Origin of the sequence: Variovorax sp. OK212 (assembly GCF_900112425.1) — a bacterium.
Classification (GTDB): domain Bacteria; phylum Pseudomonadota; class Gammaproteobacteria; order Burkholderiales; family Burkholderiaceae_C; genus Variovorax.
The window spans coordinates 387,340-411,210 of sequence record NZ_FOLP01000006.1; the positions used below are offsets into that span (position 1 = coordinate 387,340).

The window sequence follows — 23,871 nt, forward strand, 5'->3', positions numbered from 1 at the left end:
GCCCGTGTCCGACGCGGTCATGGTCGATTACCCGTTGTCCGCCGCCACGGCCGACCGCACGCCGGTGATGGAGAACATGCTGGCGCGCGCGCGCGCGTTCGCCGAGCCGCTGATTGCCGATGAGACGCTCGACACGGGCGAGAACACGCTCGCGCATGCCGACGCGGTGGCCGCCATCGTCGCGAAGATGGGCGGCTCCGAGGCCATGCAGGCTGCGAGCTACCTGGTCTATGCCTGCCAGCACCTGAACCGCCCGCAGGAAGTCATCGCCAAGGTGTTCGGCGACAACTTCGCGGCGCTCGCGGTGGAGACGACCAAGCTGGTGCGCGTGCAGGAGCAGGCGCGCTCCGCGTCGCAGGGGCACCATGCCGAAGGCGCCGGCGCGCAGACCGAGAACGTGCGCAAGATGCTGCTCGCGTTCTCGCGCGACCTGCGCGTGGTGATGCTGCGACTGGCCTCGCGGCTGCAAACCCTGCGCCATGCGGCCGCGAGCAAGCAGCCGACACCGGAGAGCGTGGCGCGCGAATCGCTGCAGGTGTTTGCGCCGCTGGCCAACCGGCTGGGCATCTGGCAGGTGAAGTGGGAGATCGAGGATCTTTCGTTCCGCTTTCTCGAGCCCGAAACCTACAAGCTGATCGCGCGGCTGCTCGACGAGAAGCGCATCGAACGCGAAGGCCACATCGAGCAATTGCGCTCGCAGCTCGAACGCGAACTGCAGGCCGAAGGCGTGAAGGCCACGGTGCAGGGTCGCCCGAAGAACATCTACAGCATCGTGAAGAAGATGCGCGGCAAGTCGCTCGACTTCGCGCAGGTCTTCGACATCCTCGCGCTGCGCGTGGTGGTGCCCGACGTCAAGGATTGCTACGCGGCGCTGGCATGGGTGCACTCGCACTTCCAGCCGATCGACGAGGAGTTCGACGACTACATCGCGCGGCCGAAGCCCAACGGCTACCAGTCGCTGCACACGGTGGTGCGCGAACTGGTCGACGGCAAGCCGGGCAAGCCGATCGAGATCCAGATTCGCACGGAAGAAATGCACGACCACGCCGAGCATGGCGTGGCGGCCCACTGGGCCTACAAGGAAGCGGGCCACAAGGGCTACGCGGGCGTATGGGCGAGCGGCGAATACGACGCGAAGATCGCGGTGCTGCGCCAGCTGCTGGCGTGGGAGCGGGATCTTTCGGGCGGCCTGCAGGGGCAGGGCCTGTTCGACGACCGCATCTATGTGCTCACGCCGGACGCGGCCATCGTCGAACTGCCGCAGGGCGCGACGCCGGTCGACTTCGCGTACACCGTGCACACCACGCTCGGCCATCGCTGCCGCGGTGCGCGTGTCGATGGCGCGATGGTGCCGCTGAACACACCGCTGTCGAACGGGCAGACGGTCGAGATCATTGCGGCCAAGGAAGGCGGACCTTCGCGCGATTGGCTCAATGCGGAGCTGGGCTATCTGGCGAGCCACCGTGCACGTGCGAAGGTGCGTGCGTGGTTCAACGCACAGATCACGCACGAGACCGTGGCGCGTGGACGCGAAGCGGTCGAGAAGCTGCTGCAGCGCGAAGGCAAGACGTCGGTGCGGCTCGAAGATCTCGCGTCGCAGCTGGGCTTCAAGTCGGCGGACAACCTCTTCGAAGTGGTCGGCAAGGACGAGTTCTCGTTGCGCAACATCGAGACGTTGCTGCGTCCGCCGGAACCCGCACCGGGTCCCGACGACGGCGTGCTCATCAAGAAGGCGCGCGGCAGCGAGAAGTCGGGCAAGGGCGGTGTGCTGGTGGTGGGCGTGTCTTCATTGATGACGCAGCTTGCCAAGTGCTGCAAGCCTGCGCCGCCCGACGCCATTCGCGGTTTCGTCACGCGAGGTCATGGTGTCAGCGTGCACCGCAGCGACTGCAGCAACTTCCGCACGATGGCCGCGAAGGATGGCGAGCGCGTCATCGATGTGGAGTGGGGTGCCGCGAAGAAGGGTGCAGAGGCGCCGGTGTATGCGGTGGACGTGTCCGTCGAGGCGGCCGACAGGCAAGGGCTGCTGCGCGATATCTCCGACGTGTTCGCACGCGAGAAGATGAATGTGATCGGCGTGCAGACGCAATCGATCAAGGGCACGGCGTGGATGACGTTCACCGTGGAAATCGCCGATGCCGCGCGGCTCACGCAGGTGCTCGGACTGGTCACTGCAGTTATTGGTGTGCGATCTGCACGTCGTCGCTGAAAAGCATGATTTCTGCTGCTACAATAAGTGCTTCTCGGACACATCCTTAGGCGCGTAGCTCAGCTGGTTAGAGCACCACCTTGACATGGTGGGGGTCGTTGGTTCGAGTCCAATCGCGCCTACCAATTTTTGTTCAATCCCGGCCAACCACCGGATCAGTTGAACAAAGCATGCACCGGGTTCCCCGGTGCATCAATCGTCCATCTGTGGTGATGCAGAAAAAGACCGTGGCCATCTTGTTGTGCTAACTTGGCCGCACTGCAAACCATTTCCCAATTTCTTGATAAGCGATCAGATGAATACGCGATCAACGCTGGTTGATCGGGCTCATGCCGACAAGCGTCAGGCCTTGCTGTTGAAGCAGGCTCCTCTCGAGTTTGCACGTGCCGTCTACGGCATCAACGACCACGCAGGTGGCCGCACGGAAACCATGGCTGCACGCGAAGTGGCGCGCGCGCAGCAACGCCAGGGCATGCCGTTGACCGAAGAGCGTGCCGAACAGCGTGCCCGCGCCTACCTTCCCACGCCGGGTCAGGAGCACTGCCCACGTTGCTGGGTGGTCTACGGACAAAAAAATCCGCTGCGTTTTCGTGATGCTTCCGAAGAGCTTCCAGAGACCGCGTCCTGCCATTCGTGCGGGGCGGAATACGCCACATCGTCGGACTGAACGTGCACGAGCGTCGTGCGGTCAGGGTAAACCTTGTCGCGGCGCAGCAAAACCGCTCCCTAGAATCATCCGATGACATGGGCGTCCATGTGAAGGAGTCCGCAGTGCAGAGCAAGAAGTCCGGGGTCAAACCGGTACAGCGTGTGATCAAGAAGTACCCCAACCGAAGGCTCTACGACACCGAGACATCCACGTACATCACGCTGACCGAGGTGAAGCAGCTGGTCATCCAGAGTGCGCAGTTCGTGGTGCGTGACGCCAAGTCCGGCGACGATCTCACCCGCAGCATTCTGCTGCAGATCATTCTTGAAGAAGAGGCGGGCGGCGCGCCGATGTTCACCGAGCAGGTGTTGTCCAACATCATCCGTTTCTACGGGCAGGCGATGCAGGGCTACATGGGCCCGTATCTCGAGAAGAATATCCAAGCCATGACCGAAGTGCAGGCCCAACTGGCCGACAAGGCCGAAGGCCTGACGCCCGAAATGTGGTCGCGCTTCATGAGCATGCAGTCGCCGATGCTGCAGGGGCTGATGGGCAACTACGTCGAGCAATCGAAGAATGTGTTCCTGCAGATGCAGGAGCAGATGCAGAAAAACACCGAGCAGGTGCTTGGCGCCTTTGGCATCAAGCGTCCCTGAGTTTCGTCCCGGCCGTTTGGCCGCCAGATCGACCGAGTGCGCTTGACCCTCGGCCGAAGGCGAAGGTTCTCCAATGAATGCCCAGCCGTCACCGATAGCTGGGACAATAGAGGCATATGAGCGAAGTTGCCTCCCCCGAACGTACGGCCACGCCGACCGCCCCCAAGGTCGGATTCGTGAGCCTGGGCTGCCCCAAGGCCCTGACAGATTCCGAATTGATCCTGACCCAGCTGAGCGCTGAGGGCTATCAGACCTCCAAGACTTTCGAAGGTGCCGATCTGGTGATCGTCAACACCTGCGGCTTCATCGACGATGCGGTGAAGGAAAGCCTGGACACCATCGGTGAAGCGCTGGCCGAAAACGGCCGCGTGATCGTCACCGGCTGCCTAGGTGCCAAGACCGGCGACCAGGGCGGCAATCTGGTGCGCCAGATGCACCCGAGCGTGCTGGCCGTGACCGGCCCGCACGCCACGCAAGAGGTGATGGATGCGGTGCACGCCAACCTGCCCAAGCCGCACGACCCCTTCATCGACCTGGTGCCGAACACCTTCGGCGTTGCCGGCCTCAAGCTGACGCCGCGCCACTATGCGTACTTGAAGATCAGCGAAGGCTGCAACCACCGCTGCACTTTCTGCATCATTCCGTCGATGCGCGGCGACTTGGTGTCGCGGCCGGTCGGCGACGTGTTGAGCGAGGCGAAGGCCTTGTTCGAAGGCGGCGTGAAGGAGTTGCTGGTGATCAGCCAGGACACCTCGGCCTATGGCGTCGACGTGAAGTACCGCACCGGGTTCTGGGACGGCAAGCCGGTCAAGACCCGCATGCTGGAGCTGGTGCGCACCCTGGGCGAAATCGCCGAGCCTTACGGCGCGTGGGTTCGTTTGCACTACGTGTACCCGTACCCGAGCGTCGACGAAATCATTCCGCTCATGGCCAGCGGCATGGTGCTGCCGTACCTCGACGTGCCGCTGCAGCACAGCCACCCCGACGTGCTCAAGCGCATGAAGCGTCCGGCCAGCGGCGAGAAGAACCTGGAGCGTCTGGCGCGTTGGCGCGAGGTGTGCCCGGAGCTCGTGATCCGCAGCACCTTCATTGCCGGTTTCCCCGGCGAGACGGAGCAGGAATTCGAGCATCTGCTCGACTTCATTCGCGAAGCCGAAATCGACCGTGCCGGTTGCTTTGCCTACAGCCCGGTCGCAGGCGCGACCGCCAACGATATTCCCGGCATGCTGCCCGAGCCGGAGCGTGAGGCGCGACGCGCCCGTTTCATGGAAGTGGCGGAAGCCGTGTCGATCGCCAAGCTGCAAAAGCGCATCGGCTCGACGATGCAGGTGCTGGTCGATTCGGCGCCGGGCATGGGCCGCAAGGGTGGGGTGGGGCGCACGTACGCCGATGCACCGGAGATCGACGGCACGGTTCGCCTGCTGCCGCCCGAGAAGATCAGCAAGACGCTCAAGGTCGGTGAGTTCACGCGCGCGCGCATCGTGGGCGCAGAAGGCCACGACCTGATCGCACTGCCGGTTTGATGCGGATTCGTACAGACAAGAAAAAAGCCACCGGAGACCGGTGGCTTGTTTCGAATGACCTGGCGGGGGTCAGCTTGTATTTGGTGCCCAGAAGAGGACTCGAACCTCCACGATGTTACTCGCTAGTACCTGAAACTAGTGCGTCTACCAATTCCGCCATCTGGGCTTCACACCTGCCGAAGCAGCTGTGTTTTTTTGCTTTTCAGCAAAGACTACGAGTATACACAATTTTCTGCGGCTTCCTGACAGAGATGTTCGCTTGCGCGCGCATTTTTGTTTTCGAAGCCGGCGGCATCGCCCGCGTTGCCCGTTTGATGCAGATTCAAACGGCCATGAAAAAAGCCACCGGAGACCGGTGGCTTCAATCGGATGACCTGGTAAAGGTCTGTTTAAACTTGGTGCCCAGAAGAGGACTCGAACCTCCACGATGTTACTCGCTAGTACCTGAAACTAGTGCGTCTACCAATTCCGCCATCTGGGCCCACAGAACTGCCGAAGCAGTTATGTTTTGAATTTCAGGAAAGAAGGAGATCATATCAAAAATAATGTCACTTCCAGCAGCTTGTTGGACGAATTCGAAGGCACTGTTCAAGGACATCGCGACGGGCACGGTTTTGTGCAGCGCGACGACGGTGAAGCAGACATCTACCTGCCCCCGAACGAGATGCGCGCGGTGCTGCACAAGGACCGCGTCAAGGCGCGTGTCGTGCGGCAGGACCGCCGCGGTCGCCCCGAAGGGCGCGTGGTGGAAATCGTCGAGCGTCCCGAGCAGCCGATCATCGGCCGCTTGCTGCATGAAGGCGGTATCTGGCTCGTTGCCCCCGAAGACAAGCGCTACGGACAAGACGTTCTGATTCCCAAGGGTGCCACCGGTCCTGCGAAGGTCGGACAGGTGGTCGTGGTGCAGCTCACCGAGCCGCCGGCGTTGTTCGGCCAACCCGTGGGCCGCGTGAAGGAAGTGCTGGGCGAGATCGACGACCCCGGCATGGAAATCGAAATTGCCGTGCGCAAGTACGGCGTGCCGCACGAGTTCTCCGCGGAGTGCCTGGCCGAGGCCAAGGCATTGCCCGAGAAGGTCCGTCCCGCCGACAAGAAGGGGCGCGTCGACCTCACCGACATCCCGCTCGTCACCATCGACGGCGAAGACGCGCGTGACTTCGACGACGCCGTCTATTGCGAGCCCGCGAAGGTGGGCCGTGGCAAGGGCTGGCGCCTGCTCGTGGCCATCGCCGACGTCAGTGCCTATGTGCGCACCGGTTCGCCTATCGACATCGACGCCTACGACCGCGCCACCAGCGTCTACTTTCCGCGCCGCGTCATTCCGATGCTGCCCGAGAAGCTGTCGAACGGCCTGTGCTCGCTGAACCCCGATGTCGAACGCCTGTGCATGGTGTGCGACATGCTGGTCGCGGCCGACGGCGAGATCTACGCGTACCAGTTCTATCCGGCCGTGATGTTCAGCCATGCGCGCTTCACGTACACCGAGGTGGCCGCCATCCTCGGCAACACGCGCGGCCCCGAAGCGGCCAAGCGCAAGGACCGCGTGAAGGACCTGCTGAACCTCGCCGACGTGTACAAGGCGCTGCTCAAGCAGCGCGGCAAGCGCGGTGCGGTCGACTTCGAGACCACCGAGACGCAGATCATCTGCGACGACGCCGGCCGCATCGAGAAGATCGTGCCGCGCACGCGCAACGAGGCGCACCGTCTCATCGAAGAAGCGATGCTCGCAGCCAACGTCTGCAGCGCCGACTTCATCGCCGAAGGCAAGCACCCGGGCCTGTTCCGCGTGCATGAGGGCCCGACGGCCGAGAAGAAGGAAATCCTGCGCGGCTACCTGAAGGCGATGGGCGTGGGCCTGAGCATCACGGACGACCCCAAGCCGGGCGAGTTCCAGGCGATTGCCGTGGCCACCAAGGAGCGCCCTGACGCGCAGCAGATCCACACCATGCTGCTGCGCTCGATGCAGCAGGCGATCTACACGCCGTTCAACAGCGGCCACTTCGGCTTGGCCTACGAGGCGTACACGCATTTCACGAGCCCGATCCGGCGCTATCCGGACTTGCTGGTGCACCGCGTGATCAAGGCGATCCTCACCAAGTCGCGCTACCAGTTGCCGATGCTGCCCACGCCCGGCGAAGCGCATGCGAAGCTGGCCAAGCGGCTCGCGTCGCGCGTGAAGGCGCCGACGGCCAAGCCGCAGAAAGCCACCATCGCGCCCAGCAAGGAAGTGCTGGCATGGGAAGCCGCGGGCCTGCATTGCAGCGCCAACGAGCGCCGCGCCGACGAAGCCAGCCGCGACGTCGAGGCCTGGCTCAAGTGCAAGTACATGCGCGAGCACCTCGGCGAGGAGTACGGCGGCGTGGTCACCGCGGCCACCACCTTCGGCATCTTCGTCACGCTCGACGCGATGTACGTCGAAGGGCTGGTGCACATCACCGAGCTCGGCGGCGAGTACTTCAAGTTCGACGAGATGCGCCAGGAGCTGCGCGGCGAGCGCACCGGCATCCGCTATGCCATCGGCACGCGCGTGCGGGTGCAGGTGAGCCGCGTCGACCTGGACGGCCGCAAGATCGACTTCCGCCTCGTGCGCGAGGGCGAAGACCTGATGTCGCGCGCGATGAAGGACAAGGGCGCGGCATCATCGGGCGTGCCGGTCAAGGCATCGGCCAAGCGCGGTTCGCGCCACAAGGCCGACGCCTCGGCCGACCAGCCGCGCGCCGAGCGCGGCACCTCGGTTGCGGCCGGGCCGCAGTCGGCGATGCAGGCCTTCAAGTCGGCGGTCAAGAAGGCCGCCAACAAGATGAAGGGGCGCAAGCCGCGCCGCTGATGCCCTGCCGCATGAACCATCGACAAACTGACAAAAGAAAGAGACAGACCGCATGAGCGCTGAAGACAACAAAGGCCGCATCGCCATCGTCACCGGGGCGGGCTCCGGCATCGGCCGCGCCGCCGCGCTGGCGCTGCTGGGCGACGGCTGGAACGTGGTGCTGGCCGGTCGCCGCCTGGAGCCGCTGGAGCAGGTGGCGGAAGAGTCGGGCGCCGGTGCGCGCGCCTTCGCCGTGCCGACCGATGTGGCCAAGGCCGATTCGGTGCAGGCGCTGTTCGCGGCCGCGGTCGATCGCTTTGGCCGCGTCGACCTGCTGTTCAACAACGCCGGCGTGGGCAACCCGCCGGGTCCCTTCGAGGACTGGACGCCGGAGCAGTGGCAGGGCGTGGTCGACATCAACCTGACGGGCATGTTCTTCTGCATCCAGCAGGCGTTCCGCACGATGAAGGCGCAGACGCCGATGGGCGGGCGCATCATCAACAACGGCTCGATCTCGGCCACCGCGCCGCGTCCGAACTCGGCCGCCTACACGTCCACCAAGCACGCGGTCGAAGGCCTGACCAAGACGGCGTCGCTCGACGGGCGCAAGTACGACATCGCGGTGGGGCAGGTGGACGTGGGCAACGCCATGACCGAACTGGCCGCGCGCATGGCCAAGGGCGTGCCGCAGGCCAATGGCGAGCTGGCGATCGAGCCGCTCATCGACGTGAAGATCGTCGGCCAGTCGGTGCTCTACATGGCCAACCTGCCGCTGGAAGCCAACGTGCTGTTCCACACCATCATGGCGACGAAGATGCCCTTCGTCGGTCGCGGCTAAACCCGTCGGTCGATTGGTCGGTTGGTCGGTTGGTCGGTTGGTCAGGCGGGCGCGCGGCGGGCCAGCGTGCCCGCCGTGAGCGGGGCCGCATCGGCCGGCCAGGTGTCGGCGATATGGCCGTGCTGCCAGACGGCCTCGCAGGCCGCCTCGAACGGCGGCCGGCGCATCGCCAGCGCCGCGCCGACCATGCCGGCCAGCACGTCGCCAGTGCCAGCGCTTGCCAGGCGGGCATTGCCGGTCAGGTTGACGACCGGTGGCTGGTTGCCGGTGCCGGCAATCACGGTGCCTGAACCCTTGAGCACCGTCACGGCGCCGAACCGGGATGCCAACTGGCGGGCTGCGGCCAGCCGGTCGCCCTGCACCTCGCCAGCCGTGCAGCCCAGCAGGCGTGCGGCCTCCAGCGGATGCGGCGTGAGCACTGTCGGCGCGCCGCTTTTCCCTCGAGATACCAGCTGCGCTTGAAGCGCGGCATCGGCCGCGATGGCATTGAGCGCATCGGCGTCGAGTACCAGTGCCGCCGCCGTCGACAGCACGCTGGGCAGCAGGTCGCGAACGGCCTCTCCACCACCGCAACCGCACACCGCCGTCATGCCCGAGAGGTCAAGCGCATGGGCGTCTCGCAACATCAACTCCGGTTGCGAAACGTCCACCGGTGCCGCACTCGGATCCAGCAGCCCGACGAACACGCGTCCCGCGCCCGCATGCAGCGCCGCCGAGCCGGCCAGCAGCGCGGCGCCGGCCATCCCCGACGCGCCGCCGATCACCGCGACATCGCCGTAGCTGCCCTTGTGCGAGGCGTGGGTGCGCGGCTGCATGGCGGGCGTGCCTGCGATGCGTGCCGTTGGTGCGTGTTCCTTGGCGAATGCGCCGCAGCCGAGATCGTCGACCCACACCGCGCCCGCCGCATCGCGGCCCTGGGCCGTGAACAGGCCGGGTTTCAAGGTGAGAAAGGTGATGCAGGTGCGGGGCGACGTCTGTGCGTGATCGGCGCCATGGGGCAGGGTGCCCGTGTCCGCGTTCAGCCCCGAGGGCACGTCGACGCTGAGCACGGGCTGCGCACTGGCATGCATTCGCGCCAGCCACTCGGCCATCGTGCCTTCGGGCGGCCGTGTCGACCCGATGCCCAACAGCGCATCGATGGCCAGGTCATGGCTCGACGGCGGCGCCGCTGCGAAAGTGACGCCCGCATCGCGCGCTCGCTGCAGCGAGGCCCTGGCATCCGGCGGCAGCCGGCTTTCGTCGCCCGCGAACGTGACCACCGGAAAGAAGCCGCGATGCCGCAATTGCGCCGCAGCCTCGAAGCCATCGCCCCCGTTGTTGCCCGGCCCGCACGCCACCCAGATCGTTCGCGCATGCGGTGCGATCGCCATGGCGAGGCGCGCCACGGCAAGCCCCGCGCGCTGCATCAGCGTGTGGGCGGGCAGGGCGGTTGCCGCGGCCTGCTCGATGCGGCGCGTGGCGGCGATGTCGAACAGGTCGGCGGCGGTGGCGGACGTGATGCGGTGCATCGATCCATTGTGCCGCCGCGCCTGCGCTCTATCCGCTCTCTCTATCATCGGCCGATGACGTTCAAGACCCTTGGCTGGCTGCTGGTCCTGCTGCTGGCGTTTTTCGCCGGCCTGATCGGCACGGCCCTCGCGCTGATCGCCGGCGCAGCCTGGGCGCTCGGCCTGCTGGCCTTGGTGTGGGGGCTGTTCCTGCTGGCCGAGTCGTTGCGCCGCATCCCGCTGCGCGACGTGGCGTGGACCCTGGGCGTGGGCTATGGCTTCGGCGTGATGCACTGGCTCGACGTACCGGCCGAGGCAGGGTCGAGCCTGGCGAATTGGCTCTTGATCGGCGCGGACCTGCTGTGCCTGGTGTTTTTCGCGCTGGTGGCGCCGGCCATCCTGGGGTGGATTGCCGGCCGGTGGGCGCCGCCGCCCGAGCCCGAACTGCCGGTGGAAAAGGCGGCGACCCCGGAGCAACTGCGCCGCTGGGGCCCTAGAGACTGAGCCGTTCGACGCCGAGGCCTTCGAGGTCGATGCCCGGGTCCTGACCGGCGATCAGGTCGCCCAGCACGCGCGCGCTGCCGCACGACAGCGCCCAGCCGCTCGAACCATGCCCGAGGTTGAGCCACACGCCCGGAATGCCGCTGGGGCCCAGCACGGGCGGGCCGTCCGGCAGCATCGGCCGTGCGCCTTTCCACTGCTGCACACCGGACTGCAGCGTGGCCGCCCCCGGAAACCAGTCGTGAAGCACCTTGTAGAGCGTCTGGATGGCGGCCGGGTTCATCGTGTCCAGCGAGCCGCCGATCTCGGCGCTGCCGGCCACGCGCACACGCTGTCCGAGGCGCGAGATGGCGACCTTGTAGCGCTCGTCCATCACCGCGCTGCGCGGAGCGTTGAGCGGCTCGCGGATCGGCGCGCTGACCGAATGGCCGTAGACCGGCGCCATCGGAATGCGCAAGCCCAGCGGCCGCAGCAGCGAGGCCGAGTTCAGGCCGGCGCACATCACGACCGCGTCGTAGCGCACGGCTTCCGAGCCGCCCGCCAGCGACAGCGAGGTCGGCGCCGCGCGGCTCAGCGGCGCAATGTCGCAGTTGAAGTGAAACTGCGCACCGAAGGCCTCGGCCTCCCACTTGAGCAGCAGCGCGAACTGGCGGCAGTTGGCCACTTCGTCTTCCGGCAGGTGGATGGCGCCGGCCAGCGGCGTGTCGGGGTTCAGGGCCGGTTCGAGCAGCCGGGCCTCGTCGGCATCGACCTCGCGGAACACGCTGCCGGCCTGGCGCAGCACCTCGAGCCCAGGCTGCACCAGCTTCTTCTCGCGCTTGGAGCGCAGCAGCACCAGGTAGCCGTCGCTGCGCTCGTAGCTGAGTTCGCGCGCCTCGGACACTTCGTGCAGCCGGGTGCGGCTGTAGAAGGCCAGGCGCTGCATGCGGGCGCGGTTGGCCAGGTAGGTCTCGAGCTTGCAGGCCTTCTGCCAGCGTGACATCCAGCCGATGTCGCGCGAGTTGAGCGGCCAGCGCAGCTTGATGGCGCCGTGCGACGAGAGCAGCGAGCGCAGCACCTTGCCGCGCATGCCCGGGGCCGCCCAGGGCGTGACATATCCGGGTGCGACCACGCCTGCGTTGGCGAAGCTGGCTTCTTCTGCGGCGGCGCCTCGGCGCTCGAACACGGTCACTTCATGGCCGTCGGAAACCAGTTCCCAGGCGGTGGTGACGCCGATGATGCCGGCGCCCACGATCGCGATTTTCATTGAGGATATTTAGATAAAAGAAGCGGCTGACGCCCGGTGGGCGTGCGATGGCGGCTATTGTTTTTGTAGCGCATGCTCGGTCTGGAGTGCCACCGCGAGCACGGCGTCGTCGTGCAGGGCGGCATGCCACAGCATCAGGCCGACCGGCAGTTCGCCGTTGGCGTGGCAGGGCAGCGAGAGCGCGCAGCCGTCGAGCATATTCACGATCGACGGGTTGCGCAGCAGCAGTGCGTTGACGCGGAAGAATTCGTCGTCGCGCTCGGCGCCGGGGGCCACGCTGGCGATGGTCGGCGCGGTGATCGGCACGGTCGGCGAAAGCACGGCGTCGAACGGGGCAATGGCGGCTTCGACGCGGGCGATCCAGCCGTGGCGGGCGTTCAGCAGGTCGATGTATTCGTGCGCCTTCATGGTGGCACCGCGCAGGATGCGCTGGGCCACGCGCGGGTCGTAGCCGGCGCCGCTGCGCTCGAGCAGCAGGCGGTGCCAGGCATGGGCCTCGGCCGCCGAGAAGCCGCCGGTGGCGTTGATGGTCGCGAGTTCTGCCAGCTGCGGCAGCTCGATTTCCTCGATGCGGGCGCCGGCGGCGCGCAAGGTCTTCAGCGTGCGTTCGAAGGCGGTGGCGACCGCAGGCTCGATGCCGTCGAAGAACACGTTCCTGACCACGGCGAGCCGGTAGGCGGCCAGCGGCGCATTGCCGGCCGTGACGCGCCGCGCGGCGAGTATTTCGTGCGCGGCGATGGCGTCGCGCACCGAGCGGGTCATGGCGCAGACCGTGTCGAGCGTGGTCGACAGCGGCAGCGCGCCGTCTGCAGGCACGAGGCGGGCGGTGCTCTTGAAGCCGACGATGCCGTTGAGCGCCGCGGGAATGCGGATCGAGCCGCCCGTGTCGGAGCCCAGGCCGATGAAGGCGGCGCCGGTGGCCACCGAAATGGCCGCGCCGGACGACGAGCCGCCCGGAACGCGCGGCGTGGCGGCGTCGCTCACGTTGGCCGGTGTGCCGTGGTGCGGGTTGACGCCGACGCCGGAGAAGGCGAACTCCGTCATGTTGGTCCGGCCCGTGAGCACGCCGCCGGCGGCGCGCAGCCGGGCCACGGCCGTGGCATCGGCCTTGGCGGCGGGCGCGTGGGCCAGCACCACCGAGCCTGCTGGCGTCGGCTGGCCCTCGATGTCGAACAGGTCCTTGGCCGTGAAGGCGAGCCCGCAAAGGCGGCTGTCGGGGTTCGACCCGGCGGCGGCCTGGCGGGCCTCGTCGAACATCGTGCGGGTGAAGACGTGGGTGCAGGCCGGCGACTGGGCGATGCCGATGGAGCGCTCCATTTTGGTGCGTGCATCGGAGCCACCTGCCAGAAGGGTGAGACGGGTGGCGTGAAGGTCGTTCATGGGTGGCTGCAGGTGCCGCGCATGCGGCTCGGGTTCAGGAAAGAGGGGAGGCGGGCGTGCTATACTCTTTGGGTTTCGCTGGCCGAGCGACGGCTTCCGTTGCATCCAGCCAAACGCATCCGCAAACCGGCCCAATCAAGGTGTTGTGACTCCGTTCAAGAGAGCACAAAACGGGCTGGATTTTAGACCCAACCTTTGGAGTAATTTTCAATGTCTACCACCATGCGCGAAATGCTGGAAGCCGGTGTCCACTTCGGTCACCAAACCCGCTTCTGGAACCCCAAGATGGCTCCGTTCATCTTCGGTCACCGCAACAAGATTCACATCATCAACCTGGAAAAGTCGCTCCCGATGTTCCAGGACGCGATGAAGTACGCCAAGCAACTCACGGCCAACCGCGGCACGATCCTGATGGTCGGCACGAAGCGCCAGGCCCGTGAAATCGTGGCGGCTGAAGCCCGTCGCGCCGGCGTGCCTTTCGTCGACACCCGCTGGCTCGGCGGCATGCTGACCAACTTCAAGACCGTCAAGACCTCGATCAAGCGTCTGAAGGACATGAAGGCCCAGCAGGAAGCCGGCCTCGACTCGCTGAGCAAGAAGGAGCAACTGACCTTCTCGCGCGAAATCGCGAAGCTCGAAAAGGACATCGGCGGCATCCAGGACATGGCAGCACTGCCGGACGCCATCTTCGTGATCGACGTGGGCTTCCACAAGATCGCCGTGGCTGAAGCCAAGAAGCTCAACATTCCGCTGATCGGCGTGGTGGACTCCAACCACTCGCCCGAAGGCATCGACTACGTGATCCCCGGCAACGACGACTCGTCGAAGGCTGTCACGCTGTACGCCCGCGGCATCGCCGACGCCATCATCGAAGGCCGCAACAGCGCCACCGGTGACGTGGTCAAGGCCATCGCCGAAGGCAACGACGAATTCGTCGAAGTCGAAGAAGGCGCTTCGGCCTGATTGGCGCGCTCGCGAGCCTGAAGAAGGGGCTTTGGTGCCCCTTTTTTTTAACCTGATTTTTGGAATTACGGAGATACACAAATGGCTGCAATCACCGCAAGCATGGTTGGCGAACTGCGCGCTAAGACCGACGCGCCCATGATGGAATGCAAGAAGGCCCTGACCGAGGCCGAAGGCAACATGGAAAAGGCCGAAGAGCTGCTGCGCATCAAGCTCGGCAACAAGGCCGGCAAGGCATCGGGCCGCATCACCGCTGAAGGCGTGGTCACGGCTTTCGTCGACGGCGCTGCCGGCGGCATGATCGAAATCAACTGCGAAACCGACTTCGTCACCAAGAACGACAGCTTCCTGGCCTTGGCCAACGCTGCCGCCATGCTGGTCGCGAAGAACAACCCCGCGGACATCGCCGCCCTGGGTGCGCTGGCCTACGAGCAGGACGGTTTCGGCCCCACGCTCGAAGACGTGCGCAAGGGCCTGATCGGCAAGATCGGCGAGAACATGAGCTTCCGCCGCTTCAAGCACTTCGCCGGCAACGGCAAGCTGGCTTCGTACCTGCACGGCACGCGCATCGGCGTGATGGTCGAGTTCGAAGGCGACGACACCTCGGCCAAGGACGTGGCAATGCACATCGCCGCGATGAAGCCGGTCGCCATCCAGGCGTCGGACGTGCCTGCCGAGCTGATCGAAAAAGAGCGCGCAGTGGCTGCCGGCAAGGCGGAAGAAGACCGCAAGACGGCCGAAGCCGAAGGCAAGAAGGCTCAGCCTGCCGACATCGTTGCCAAGCGCATCGAAGGCGGCGTGCAGAAGTTCCTGAAGGAAGTCTCGCTGCACAACCAGCCGTTCGTGAAGAACGACAAGCAGACCGTCGAGCAGATGCTCAAGGCCGCCGACACCTCGATCAAGGGTTTCACCCTGTACGTGGTCGGCGAAGGCATCGAGAAGAAGGTCGACGACTTCGCCGCCGAAGTGGCCGCGCAAGTCGCCGCTGCCAAGGCAGCCGCCTGATTCTGCTGCCATACAAGCGGCGGTGCGCGAACGCGTGCCGCCGCTTTTTCACCGCTACGTTTTACACTCGCCCCCGCCAACCAAAGGAAATTGCCCATGTCTGATCCCCGCCCAGCCCACAAGCGAATCTTGTTGAAGCTGTCGGGAGAGGCACTGATGGGCGACGACGCCTTCGGCATCAACCGCGCGACGATCGTGCGCATGGTCCAGGAAGTGGCCGAAGTCGTGAACATGGGCGTCCAGGTGGCGGTCGTGATCGGCGGCGGCAACATCTTCCGCGGCGTCGCCGGAGGCTCCGTCGGCATGGATCGCGCCACGGCCGACTACATGGGCATGCTGGCCACCGTCATGAACTCGCTGGCCCTGGCCGATGCCATGGACAAGCAGGGTCTCATCGCCCGCGTGATGTCCGCCATTGCCATCGAGCAGGTGGTCGAGCCCTATGTGCGCCCCAAGGCCCTGCAGTACCTCGAAGAGGGCAAGGTCGTGGTGTTCGCGGCCGGCACGGGCAACCCGTTCTTCACGACCGACACGGCCGCCGCGCTGCGCGGTGCCGAAATCGGCGCCGAACTGGTGCTCAAGGCGACCAAGGTCGACGGCGTCTACACCGCCGATCCCAAGACCAACCCCAATGCGACGCGCTATTCCTCGCTCACCTTCGACGAGGCGATTGCGCAGAATCTCGGCATCATGGACGCCACGGCCTTCGCGCTGTGCCGCGACCAGAAGCTGCCGATCAAGGTGTTCTCGATCCTCAAGAACGGCGCGTTCAAGCGCGTCGTGATGGGCGAGGACGAGGGCACGCTGGTGCATGCCTAGGAGCCAATAAGATGACCATTGCAGATATTCAGAGCACGACCGACGCGAAGATGAACCAATCGCTCGCGGCGTTCCAGAGCAACCTCACCAAGATCCGCACCGGCCGCGCCAATTCGGCACTGCTCGACTCGATCCATGTCGAGTACTACGGTTCGCAGGTGCCGCTGAGCCAGGTGGCCAACGTGTCGGTGCTCGACTCGCGCACCATCAGCGTCCAGCCCTGGGAAAAGGGCATGGGCGCCAAGATCGAGAAGGCCATCCGCGAAAGCGACCTGGGCCTGAACCCCGCCTCGATGGGCGACCTGATCCGCGTGCCGCTGCCCGCCATGAGCGAAGAGCGTCGCAAGGAAATGACCAAGCTGGTGCGCAACGAAGGCGAGAGCGCCAAGATCGCCACGCGCAACCTGCGCCGTGACGCCAACGAAGCGGTCAAGAAGCTGGTCAAGGACAAGCTGGCGTCCGAAGACGACCAGAAGCGCGCCGAAGCCGAGATCCAGAAGGTCACCGACCGCCACATCTCGGAAATCGACCGCCTGGTCACGGCCAAGGAAGCGGAGATCATGGCCGTTTGAGGCCTGCCATGGCCTCTTCATCGCCGCGCATTCCCCACCACGTTGCCATCGTCATGGACGGCAACGGCCGTTGGGCGACGCGGCGCTTCCTGCCCCGCGTCGCGGGGCACAAGCAGGGCGTCGAATCGCTGCGCCGCTGCGTCAAGGCCTGCGCCGACCGCGGCGTGGGCGTGCTCACGGTGTTCGCGTTCTCCTCGGAGAACTGGAACCGTCCCGTCGAGGAAGTCTCCGGACTCATGGAGTTGATGGTCGGTGCGCTCGCCCGCGAGGTGCCCCGGCTCAGCAAGGACGGCGTGCGGTTGCATTTCGTCGGCGAACGAGCCGGCCTGTCGCCGAAGATGGTGGCGGGCCTGGTCGAAGCCGAGGCGGCCACCGCGCACAACGCGCGCATGGTGCTGAACGTCTGCTTCAACTACGGCGGCCGCTGGGACATCGCGCAGGCCGCGGCCAAGCTGGTTGCGCAAGGCGAAGCCATCACCGAGCTCAGCCTCGACCGCGCGATGGCGCTGGCCCACGTGGCCGACCCCGACCTGTTCATCCGCACCGGCGGCGAGCAGCGGTTGTCGAACTTCCTGCTCTGGCAAAGCGCCTACGCAGAGCTCTTCTTCAGCGACAAGCTGTGGCCCGAATTCGACGAGGCCGCGCTGGACGAGGCCATCGCCGCGTTCCAGGGCCGCGAGCGCCGCTTCGGTCAAACCTCGGCACAGGTCTCGGCCCCCCAAGGCCAGACGGCCTGACGGCCCGACAACCCCTCTCGCATGCTCAAACAACGCATCCTCACGGCGATCGTGCTGCTCGCGATCCTGCTGCCGGCGCTGTTCTATCCAAGCCACATTCCCTTTGCCTGCGTGATGCTCGTGCTGATCGGCGCGGCGGCCTGGGAGTGGGGGCGCCTGAACGGCTACGGCCAGCGGCTGTCGGTGTTCCTGGGCATCGAGACGGTGGTGCTGTGCGCGCTGTCGTGGTGGCTGGGCTTGCTGAACCAGCCGCTCGCATTGATGTGGACCCTGGCCAGCGCCGCATGGGTGCTGGGCGGCGCCGCACTGCTGCGCGTGGCGGTGCCGGGCTGGCCCCGCATTCCGCGCGGGCTGCGGCTGGTCGGCGGCCTGCTGGCGCTGTGGGTGGCCTGGCTGGCCGCGGTGCAGGCGCGCATGGTCGGCATCAACTTCCTGCTTTCGATCCTGGTGCTAGTGTGGGTGGCCGACGTGTTCGCCTATTTCGCCGGCCGCGCCTTCGGCCTGAAGTTCACCCGCAACAAGCTGGCCCCCGCGATCAGCCCCGGCAAGAGCTGGGAAGGCGTGTGGGGCGGCATGATCGGCGTGGTGGTGCTGGCCTTTGCCTGGGTCTGGGCCGACAAGGCGGCGGGCGCCACGGTGGCCAGCCTCTACACGCGGCTCCATGAGCGCGGCTGGTGGCTGTTGCTGCTCGGCGCGCTGTTCCTTGCGGCGATGAGTGTCGTGGGCGACCTTGTCGAATCTCTCATCAAACGCAGCGCCGGCGCCAAGGACAGCAGCCGGCTGCTGCCCGGCCACGGCGGCGTTCTCGACCGCGTGGATGCCCTCTTGCCCGCGCTTCCCATTGCCATGATGCTGGCCTTCCTGTGAACACTCCCAGACAACGCGTGACGGTGCTAGGTTCGACCGGTTCGGTCGGTGTGAGCACGCTCGACGTCATTTCGCGCCACCCCGAGCGCTTCGAGGTGTTCGCGCTTTCCGCGGCCACCAAGGTCGACGAACTGCTGGCGCAGTGCGCGCGGTTCTCGCCGCGCTTCGCCGTCATGGCCAGCGCGCCGCATGCGGCGCTGCTGGCCGAGAAACTCAAGCAGAATTCGCTCGATACGGTCGTCCTGACTGGGGATGATGCTCTCGAAAAGATAGCGTCGCACGACGAGGTCGATGCCGTCATGGCCGCCATCGTGGGCGCCGCGGGCCTTGCACCTTGCCTCGCGGCGGCGCGTGCCGGCAAGCGGCTGCTGCTGGCCAACAAGGAAGCGCTCGTGGTCGGTGGCGACCTGTTCATGCGCACCGTGCGCGAGGGCGGCGCCACGCTGCTGCCGATCGACAGCGAGCACTCGGCCATCTTCCAGTCGCTGCCCGAAGACCCGTCGACCTGGCCGCGGCGCATCGACAAGATCATCCTCACCGCTTCGGGCGGCCCGTTCCGCACGCGCGCGCCCGACACGCTGGGCACGGTCACGCCGGAGCAGGCCTGCGCGCATCCGAACTGGGTCATGGGCCGCAAGATCTCGGTCGACTCGGCCACGATGATGAACAAGGCGCTCGAGGTCATCGAGGCCCGGCACCTGTTCGGCGTGACGCCCGAGCAGATCGAGGTGGTCATTCATCCGCAGAGCGTGGTGCATTCGATGGTGCAGTTCACCGACGCCTCGGTCATCGCGCAACTCGGCACGCCCGACATGCGGGTGCCGATCGCGGTCGGCCTGGCCTGGCCGGAGCGCATCGAGAGCGGTGCGGCGCGGCTCGACTTCCGCCAGATGTCGGCGCTGAGCTTCGAGACGCCCGACGCCATGCTGTTCCCGGGGCTGGGCCTGGCCTGGCAGGCGCTGCGCGCCGCGCCGGGCACCACGGCCGTGCTGAACGCCGCGAACGAAGTGGCGGTCGAGGCCTTCCTCGACCGGCGCCTGCGTTTCGACCGCATTCATGCGGTCAACATGGAAACTTTGGAAGCGGTGTCGCCCTCCAAGCCCGCATCGCTCGCCGACCTGCTGGCGCTCGATGCCAGCGCCCGTGCGGCCGCGAATGCCGCGGCGCTGCGTTTCGCGGCCTGACACACCCCCTGGAAACCGAGGACTCCGATGTTGCTCACTGTCATAGCCTTTGTGGTCGCACTCGGTGTCCTGATCGCGGTGCACGAGTACGGGCACTACCGCGTCGCGGTGGCCTGCGGCGTCAAGGTGGAGCGGTTTTCCGTCGGCTTCGGCAAGGCGCTGCTCCGCTGGCAGCCCAAGCGCCAGCATCCGGGGCAGCAGACCGAGTTCGTGATCGGTGCGTTCCCGTTCGGCGGCTACGTCAAGATGCTCGACGAGCGCGAAGGCCCCGTGGCGCCCGAAGAGCGCCATCGCGCCTTCAACACCCAGCCCCTGCGTTCGCGCGCGGCCATCGTGGCCGCGGGCCCGATCGCCAACCTGCTGCTGGCAGTGGCGCTCTACACGGCGGTCAACTGGATCGGCGTTCAGGAGCCGGTTGCCAGGCTCGGGCGTCCCGTGGCGGCCTCGCTGGCCGAGGCGGCGGGCCTGCGCGGCGGCGAGCACATCACGCAAGCCGGCTTCGACGGCGACCTGTCGCCGGTGCAGTCCTTCGAAGACCTGCGCTGGCGCATGACGCGCGGCGCGCTCGACGGCCATGACCTGACGCTGGAGATCGCGGGCGAAGGCGGCAAGCCGGCGCGGCAGGTGCTGCTCCCGCTCAGCCGCATGGAGACCAAGGACGCCGATCCGCAGATGTTCCGCAAGATCGGCGTGCTGGCGCCGCTCACCCGGCCCGAGATCGGCGAGGTGATGGCGGGCAGCGCGGCGGAGCGTTCCGGCCTGCGCAACGGCGACGTGGTTCGCGCCATCGGCGACACGGCGATCGTCGACGGGCAGCAACTGCGCGAGGTGATCCGTGCTTCGGTCGACGGCGACCAGCCGCGCGTGCAGGCCTGGCGGCTCGAGCGCGGCGGCCAGCCACTCACCATCGACGTTAAGCCCGAGGTGCGGGAAGAGGGCGGCGCGAAGGTTGCCCGCATCGGTGCCTACGTGGGCGCGGCCCCTGAAATGGTGACGGTGCGCCAGGGCCTGGTCGACGGCGTCTGGCGCGGCGTGGTCCGTACCTGGGAGGTCTCGGCGCTGACCGTGCGCATGATGGGCAAGATGGTCATCGGCGAGGCATCGCTCAAGAATCTGAGCGGTCCGCTCACCATTGCCGACTACGCGGGCAAGTCCGCGAGCCTCGGTTTCACGCAATATCTGGTCTTCCTGGCGCTCATCAGCGTGAGCCTCGGGGTCCTCAATCTCATGCCGCTGCCGGTCCTCGATGGGGGGCACCTGATGTATTATCTTTGGGAGGGCCTGACCGGCAAGAGCGTCTCTGACGCCTGGATGGAACGGCTTCAGCGCGGGGGTGTCGCCCTGCTGCTGGTCATGATGTCGGTCGCACTCTTCAACGACGTCACGCGGCTCTTTGGTTAACTTTCTGCCGGCCCTTTCCGTGCCGGCTCAATTCACAGATGAACAAAAACTTCAATCGCTTTCGCCTGCGTAGCGTTGCCGCGGTGGTTGTCAGTGCGCTTGCGGCCACTGCAGCCTGGGCCGTAGAGCCTTTCACGGTTCGCGACATTCGCGTCGAAGGCCTGCAACGCGTTGAAGCCGGCACGATCTTCGCATCGCTGCCGCTGCGCGTGGGCGATACCTACAGCGACGAGCGCGGTTCGGCCGCCATCCGTGCGCTGTTCGATCTGGGGTTGTTCAAGGATGTGCGCATCGACGTCAACGGCAACGTGCTGGTGGTGATCGTCGAAGAGCGGCCCACCATCGCCGACGTCGATTTCGTCGGCACCAAGGAATTCGACAAGGCCGCGCTGCAGAAGGCGCTGCGTGAAGTCGGCCTGGCCGACGGCCGCCCGTACGACAAGGCGCTGGCCGACCGCGCCGAGCAGGAGCTCAAGCGCCAGTACGTGAGCCGCAGCCTCTACAACGCGCAGGTCGTGACCACCGTCACGCCCATCGAGCGCAACCGTGTCAACCTGACCTTCACCGTGACCGAGGGCGATTCGGCCCGCATCCGCGAAGTGCATGTGGTCGGCAGCAAGGCCTTCAGCGAATCGACGCTGCTGAGCTTGTTCGACCAGGACAGCGGCGGCTTCATGAGCTGGTACACGAAGTCGAACCAGTACTCGCGCGCCAAGCTCAATGCCGACCTGGAAACGCTGCGCTCGTACTACATCACGCGCGGCTACCTCGAGTTCCGCATCGACTCGACGCAGGTCGCTATTTCGCCGGACCGCAAGGACCTGACGGTCACGGTCAACATCACCGAAGGCGAGAAGTTCGTCGTGTCGAGCGTGAAGCTCGACGGCAACTACCTCGGCCGTGACGACGACTTCAAGTCGCTCATCACCATCAAGCCCGGCGAGCCGTACAACGGCGAGCAGGTCACCGAGACCACCAAGGCTTTCAACGACTACTTCGGCACCTTCGGCTATGCGTTCGCACGCGTGCAGGCGCGCCCGGAGATCGACCGAGTCAACAACCGTGTGGCACTCACGCTGCAGGCCGAGCCGGCGCGCCGCGTGTACGTGCGCCGCGTGTCCGTCGGCGGCAACAACAAGACCCGCGACGAAGTCATTCGCCGCGAGTTCCGCCAGTTCGAAGCCTCCTGGTACGACGGCGACAAGATCAAGCTTTCGCGCGACCGCGTGGACCGCCTGGGCTTCTTCACCGAGGTGAACGTCGACACGCAGGAAGTCGCGGGTTCGCCCGACCAGGTCGACCTGACCGTCAACGTGGCCGAAAAGCCCACGGGCAGCCTGCAACTCGGCGCCGGTTACTCGAGCGCGGAAAAGGTCGCGCTGACCTTCGGCATCTCGCAGGAAAACGTGTTCGGCTCGGGCAACTTCCTGGGCGTGCAGGTCAACACCAGCAAGTACAACCGCACGCTGTCGCTGACGACCACCGATCCGTATTTCACGCAGGACGGCATCTCGCGCACGATCAGCCTGTATCACACCACCACGCGTCCGTACTCGTCGTCGATCGACGGCGACTACAAGCTGGTGAACCAGGGCGGTTCCATCCGCTTCGGCGTGCCGTTCAGCGAAGTCGACACCGTGTTCTTCGGTGTCGGCCTCGAACGCTATGCATTCGACGCCAACAGTTCGACGGCCTTCTCGGGCCTGACCACGCCGCCGTCGTACCTGAGCTACTTCCAGTGCAAGAAAGACCCGACCGGCATCCTGGTGATCGGTTGCGACCAGAAGAGCGTCTGGGGTGTTCCGCTGAGCATCGGCTGGGGCCGCGACAGCCGCGACAGCGCGCTGATCCCGACCACGGGCCGCCTGCAGCGCGCCAACCTCGAGGTGGGCGCGGCTGGCGACATGAAGTACGTCAAGACGAACTACCAGTACCAGCAGTTCTTCGCGATCAACAAGCAGTACACCTTCTCGATCAACGGCGAAGTCGGCTACGCGAAGGCACTGGGCAACAAGGTCTACCCGATCTTCAAGAACTTCTACGCCGGCGGCCTGGGTTCGATCCGCGGCTTCGAGCAGAACTCGCTCGGCCCGCGCGACCTGCCGCTGTTCGGCCAGACCGAAGGCGCTGCCATCGGCGGCACCAAGAAGGCGATCTTCAATGCCGAGCTGAGCACGCCGTTCCCCGGCGCCGGCAACGACCGCACGCTGCGCCTGTACGGCTTCTTCGACATCGGCAATGTGTTCGGTTCGCGCGCTGCCGGCCTGACCGATGCACAGTGGAAGGCCGAGAAAAAGCTGCGCGCTTCCGTCGGCCTGGGCGTCAGCTGGATCTCGCCGCTGGGCCCGCTGCGCCTGGCTTATGCCTTCCCCGTCATGTCTCAGAAGGAAGTGGTCGATCCCAGCACCGGGTTCATCACGATCCCGAAGGATAGAATTCAGCGCCTCCAATTCCAGATCGGAACGTCTTTCTAAATGAAGCATTTGATTCGCGCCGCCGCCGGTGCGCTGTTGATTCCCGCGTTCGTGCTCGCTGCGGCGCCCGCGCAAGCGCAGGAAACCTTTCGCATCGGTTTCGTGAACCCGGACCGCGTGTTGCGTGAGGCTCAACCGGCAAAGACCGCGCAGGCGAAGCTCGAAGCCGAGTTCCTGAAGCGCGAGAAGGACGTGACCGCCCAGGGCGACGCCCTGAAGGCGGCTTCCGAGAAGTTCGAGCGCGAGGCGCCGACCCTGTCGGAAAGCCAGCGCACCAACCGCCAGCGCGCGCTGGTCGACCAGGACCGTGACTTCCAGCGCAAGCGCCGTGAGTTCCAGGAAGACCTGAACTCGCGCAAGAACGAAGAGCTGCAGCAGGTCTACGAGCGCGCCAACCGCGTGGTGAAGCAGGTCGCAGAAGCAGAGAAGTACGACGCCATCCTTCAGGAAGCGATCTACATCAATCCGAAGCACGACATCACCGACAAGGTGATCAAGGCGCTGAACGCGTCAGTCAGCTCTCCTGCGCCTGCGGCTGGCAAGTAACGCCGGGA

General features: G+C 65.9%; 20 protein-coding genes and 3 tRNA genes. 18 read left to right on the top strand and 5 right to left on the bottom strand.

Annotation, left to right across the window (positions count from 1 at the left end; translation table 11 throughout):
* Positions 1–19 precede the first annotated feature (19 nt).
* The 5 genes from BM004_RS20685 (at position 20) to rimO (ending at position 5,037) form a co-directional block, all read left to right on the top strand.
* Positions 20–2,209 carry a RelA/SpoT family protein gene (locus BM004_RS20685; protein ID WP_256219974.1) on the top strand — a complete coding sequence of 730 codons (2,190 nt, stop codon included), beginning with the start codon at positions 20–22 and terminating at the stop codon, positions 2,207–2,209.
* 48 nt (positions 2,210–2,257) lie between these two features.
* A tRNA-Val gene (locus tag BM004_RS20690) sits at positions 2,258–2,334 on the top strand.
* Positions 2,335–2,396: 62 nt separating this feature from the next.
* Positions 2,397–2,876: a hypothetical protein gene (locus tag BM004_RS20695; protein ID WP_256219967.1), complete on the top strand. Its 480-nt coding sequence runs from the start codon at positions 2,397–2,399 to the stop codon at positions 2,874–2,876.
* Between the two features lie 77 nt (positions 2,877–2,953).
* The gene (gene phaR / locus BM004_RS20700) at positions 2,954–3,514 is read left to right on the top strand and encodes a polyhydroxyalkanoate synthesis repressor PhaR (RefSeq protein ID WP_093129883.1); all 561 of its coding nucleotides are present in this window, start codon (positions 2,954–2,956) and stop codon (positions 3,512–3,514) included.
* Positions 3,515–3,630: 116 nt separating this feature from the next.
* On the top strand, positions 3,631–5,037 hold the full coding sequence (gene rimO, locus BM004_RS20705; protein ID WP_093129884.1) for a 30S ribosomal protein S12 methylthiotransferase RimO: 1,407 nt from the start codon (positions 3,631–3,633) through the stop codon (positions 5,035–5,037).
* A gap of 81 nt (positions 5,038–5,118) precedes the next feature.
* On the opposite strand, the gene BM004_RS20710 is transcribed toward rimO, so the two are convergent.
* Both BM004_RS20710 and BM004_RS20715 read right to left on the bottom strand, forming a co-directional pair.
* Positions 5,119–5,203 (bottom strand) — tRNA-Leu (locus tag BM004_RS20710).
* A 230-nt stretch (positions 5,204–5,433) separates the two neighbouring features.
* Positions 5,434–5,518 (bottom strand) — tRNA-Leu (locus BM004_RS20715).
* 81 nt (positions 5,519–5,599) lie between these two features.
* On the opposite strand from BM004_RS20715, the gene rnr reads away from it, so the two are divergent.
* Together rnr and BM004_RS20725 are read left to right on the top strand one after the other, a co-directional pair.
* Complete coding sequence (gene rnr / locus BM004_RS20720; protein WP_371270080.1) at positions 5,600–7,864, top strand: ribonuclease R; 2,265 nt, start codon at positions 5,600–5,602, stop codon at positions 7,862–7,864.
* A 52-nt stretch (positions 7,865–7,916) separates the two neighbouring features.
* Complete coding sequence (locus BM004_RS20725; RefSeq protein WP_093129885.1) at positions 7,917–8,681, top strand: SDR family oxidoreductase; 765 nt, start codon at positions 7,917–7,919, stop codon at positions 8,679–8,681.
* Positions 8,682–8,722: 41 nt separating this feature from the next.
* Here the strand turns inward: BM004_RS20725 and BM004_RS20730 are convergent, their stop codons facing one another.
* Positions 8,723–10,189, bottom strand: coding sequence for an NAD(P)H-hydrate dehydratase (locus BM004_RS20730; protein WP_093216259.1), 1,467 nt, complete (start codon positions 10,187–10,189; stop codon positions 8,723–8,725).
* A gap of 54 nt (positions 10,190–10,243) precedes the next feature.
* On the opposite strand from BM004_RS20730, the gene BM004_RS20735 reads away from it, so the two are divergent.
* The gene (locus BM004_RS20735) at positions 10,244–10,672 is read left to right on the top strand and encodes a hypothetical protein (protein ID WP_093216262.1); all 429 of its coding nucleotides are present in this window, start codon (positions 10,244–10,246) and stop codon (positions 10,670–10,672) included.
* Here the strand turns inward: BM004_RS20735 and BM004_RS20740 are convergent.
* Both BM004_RS20740 and BM004_RS20745 read right to left on the bottom strand, forming a co-directional pair.
* Positions 10,662–11,915, bottom strand: coding sequence for a D-amino acid dehydrogenase (locus BM004_RS20740; RefSeq protein WP_093129888.1), 1,254 nt, complete (start codon positions 11,913–11,915; stop codon positions 10,662–10,664). The two genes, BM004_RS20735 and BM004_RS20740, sit on opposite strands and share 11 nt — an antisense overlap.
* Positions 11,916–11,969: 54 nt before the next feature.
* Positions 11,970–13,295, bottom strand: a complete 1,326-nt coding sequence (locus tag BM004_RS20745) for an amidase (protein WP_093216264.1) — start codon at positions 13,293–13,295, stop codon at positions 11,970–11,972.
* 210 nt (positions 13,296–13,505) lie between these two features.
* Here BM004_RS20745 and rpsB point away from each other — a divergent pair, with 210 nt between their 5' ends.
* The 10 genes from rpsB to BM004_RS20795 all read left to right on the top strand — a co-directional run bounded on the left by rpsB (position 13,506) and on the right by BM004_RS20795 (position 23,863).
* On the top strand, positions 13,506–14,258 hold the full coding sequence (rpsB, locus tag BM004_RS20750) for a 30S ribosomal protein S2 (protein WP_093129890.1): 753 nt from the start codon (positions 13,506–13,508) through the stop codon (positions 14,256–14,258).
* An 81-nt stretch (positions 14,259–14,339) separates the two neighbouring features.
* Positions 14,340–15,263, top strand: coding sequence for a translation elongation factor Ts (gene tsf / locus BM004_RS20755; RefSeq protein ID WP_093129891.1), 924 nt, complete (start codon positions 14,340–14,342; stop codon positions 15,261–15,263).
* 96 nt (positions 15,264–15,359) lie between these two features.
* A complete protein-coding gene (gene pyrH, locus BM004_RS20760; protein ID WP_093129892.1) occupies positions 15,360–16,082 on the top strand; it encodes a UMP kinase in 723 nt (240 codons plus the stop codon).
* 11 nt (positions 16,083–16,093) lie between these two features.
* On the top strand, positions 16,094–16,654 hold the full coding sequence (gene frr / locus BM004_RS20765; RefSeq protein WP_093129893.1) for a ribosome recycling factor: 561 nt from the start codon (positions 16,094–16,096) through the stop codon (positions 16,652–16,654).
* An 8-nt stretch (positions 16,655–16,662) separates the two neighbouring features.
* A complete protein-coding gene (gene uppS, locus BM004_RS20770) occupies positions 16,663–17,391 on the top strand; it encodes a polyprenyl diphosphate synthase (protein ID WP_093216267.1) in 729 nt (242 codons plus the stop codon).
* Between the two features lie 21 nt (positions 17,392–17,412).
* Positions 17,413–18,258, top strand: coding sequence for a phosphatidate cytidylyltransferase (locus tag BM004_RS20775; protein ID WP_093129895.1), 846 nt, complete (start codon positions 17,413–17,415; stop codon positions 18,256–18,258).
* A complete protein-coding gene (gene ispC, locus BM004_RS20780; protein ID WP_093216269.1) occupies positions 18,255–19,442 on the top strand; it encodes a 1-deoxy-D-xylulose-5-phosphate reductoisomerase in 1,188 nt (395 codons plus the stop codon). The genes BM004_RS20775 and ispC overlap by 4 nt, the downstream gene beginning before the upstream one ends.
* A 27-nt stretch (positions 19,443–19,469) precedes the next feature.
* Positions 19,470–20,843, top strand: coding sequence for an RIP metalloprotease RseP (gene rseP / locus BM004_RS20785; RefSeq protein ID WP_093216272.1), 1,374 nt, complete (start codon positions 19,470–19,472; stop codon positions 20,841–20,843).
* Between the two features lie 38 nt (positions 20,844–20,881).
* Positions 20,882–23,317: an outer membrane protein assembly factor BamA gene (gene bamA / locus BM004_RS20790; RefSeq protein WP_093216274.1), complete on the top strand. Its 2,436-nt coding sequence runs from the start codon at positions 20,882–20,884 to the stop codon at positions 23,315–23,317.
* Positions 23,318–23,863, top strand: a complete 546-nt coding sequence (locus BM004_RS20795; RefSeq protein WP_093129899.1) for an OmpH/Skp family outer membrane protein — start codon at positions 23,318–23,320, stop codon at positions 23,861–23,863. It begins immediately after the preceding gene.
* Positions 23,864–23,871 lie beyond the last annotated feature (8 nt).

Bases quoted from the DNA above. Each gene is read 5' to 3' on its own strand.
- pyrH (WP_093129892.1), top strand. From the start codon at position 15,360: ATGTCTGATCCCCGCCCAGCCCACAAGCGAATCTTGTTGAAGCTGTCG.
- rpsB (WP_093129890.1), top strand. From the start codon at position 13,506: ATGTCTACCACCATGCGCGAAATGCTGGAAGCCGGTGTCCACTTCGGT.
- rimO (WP_093129884.1), top strand. From the start codon at position 3,631: ATGAGCGAAGTTGCCTCCCCCGAACGTACGGCCACGCCGACCGCCCCC.
- frr (WP_093129893.1), top strand. From the start codon at position 16,094: ATGACCATTGCAGATATTCAGAGCACGACCGACGCGAAGATGAACCAA.
- rseP (WP_093216272.1), top strand. From the start codon at position 19,470: ATGTTGCTCACTGTCATAGCCTTTGTGGTCGCACTCGGTGTCCTGATC.
- phaR (WP_093129883.1), top strand. From the start codon at position 2,954: ATGGGCGTCCATGTGAAGGAGTCCGCAGTGCAGAGCAAGAAGTCCGGG.
- BM004_RS20740 (WP_093129888.1), bottom strand. From the start codon at position 11,915: ATGAAAATCGCGATCGTGGGCGCCGGCATCATCGGCGTCACCACCGCC.
- BM004_RS20735 (WP_093216262.1), top strand. From the start codon at position 10,244: ATGACGTTCAAGACCCTTGGCTGGCTGCTGGTCCTGCTGCTGGCGTTT.
- uppS (WP_093216267.1), top strand. From the start codon at position 16,663: ATGGCCTCTTCATCGCCGCGCATTCCCCACCACGTTGCCATCGTCATG.
- BM004_RS20795 (WP_093129899.1), top strand. From the start codon at position 23,318: ATGAAGCATTTGATTCGCGCCGCCGCCGGTGCGCTGTTGATTCCCGCG.
- BM004_RS20730 (WP_093216259.1), bottom strand. From the start codon at position 10,189: ATGCACCGCATCACGTCCGCCACCGCCGCCGACCTGTTCGACATCGCC.
- BM004_RS20685 (WP_256219974.1), top strand. From the start codon at position 20: ATGGTCGATTACCCGTTGTCCGCCGCCACGGCCGACCGCACGCCGGTG.
- tsf (WP_093129891.1), top strand. From the start codon at position 14,340: ATGGCTGCAATCACCGCAAGCATGGTTGGCGAACTGCGCGCTAAGACC.
- BM004_RS20725 (WP_093129885.1), top strand. From the start codon at position 7,917: ATGAGCGCTGAAGACAACAAAGGCCGCATCGCCATCGTCACCGGGGCG.
- BM004_RS20775 (WP_093129895.1), top strand. From the start codon at position 17,413: ATGCTCAAACAACGCATCCTCACGGCGATCGTGCTGCTCGCGATCCTG.
- BM004_RS20745 (WP_093216264.1), bottom strand. From the start codon at position 13,295: ATGAACGACCTTCACGCCACCCGTCTCACCCTTCTGGCAGGTGGCTCC.
- bamA (WP_093216274.1), top strand. From the start codon at position 20,882: ATGAACAAAAACTTCAATCGCTTTCGCCTGCGTAGCGTTGCCGCGGTG.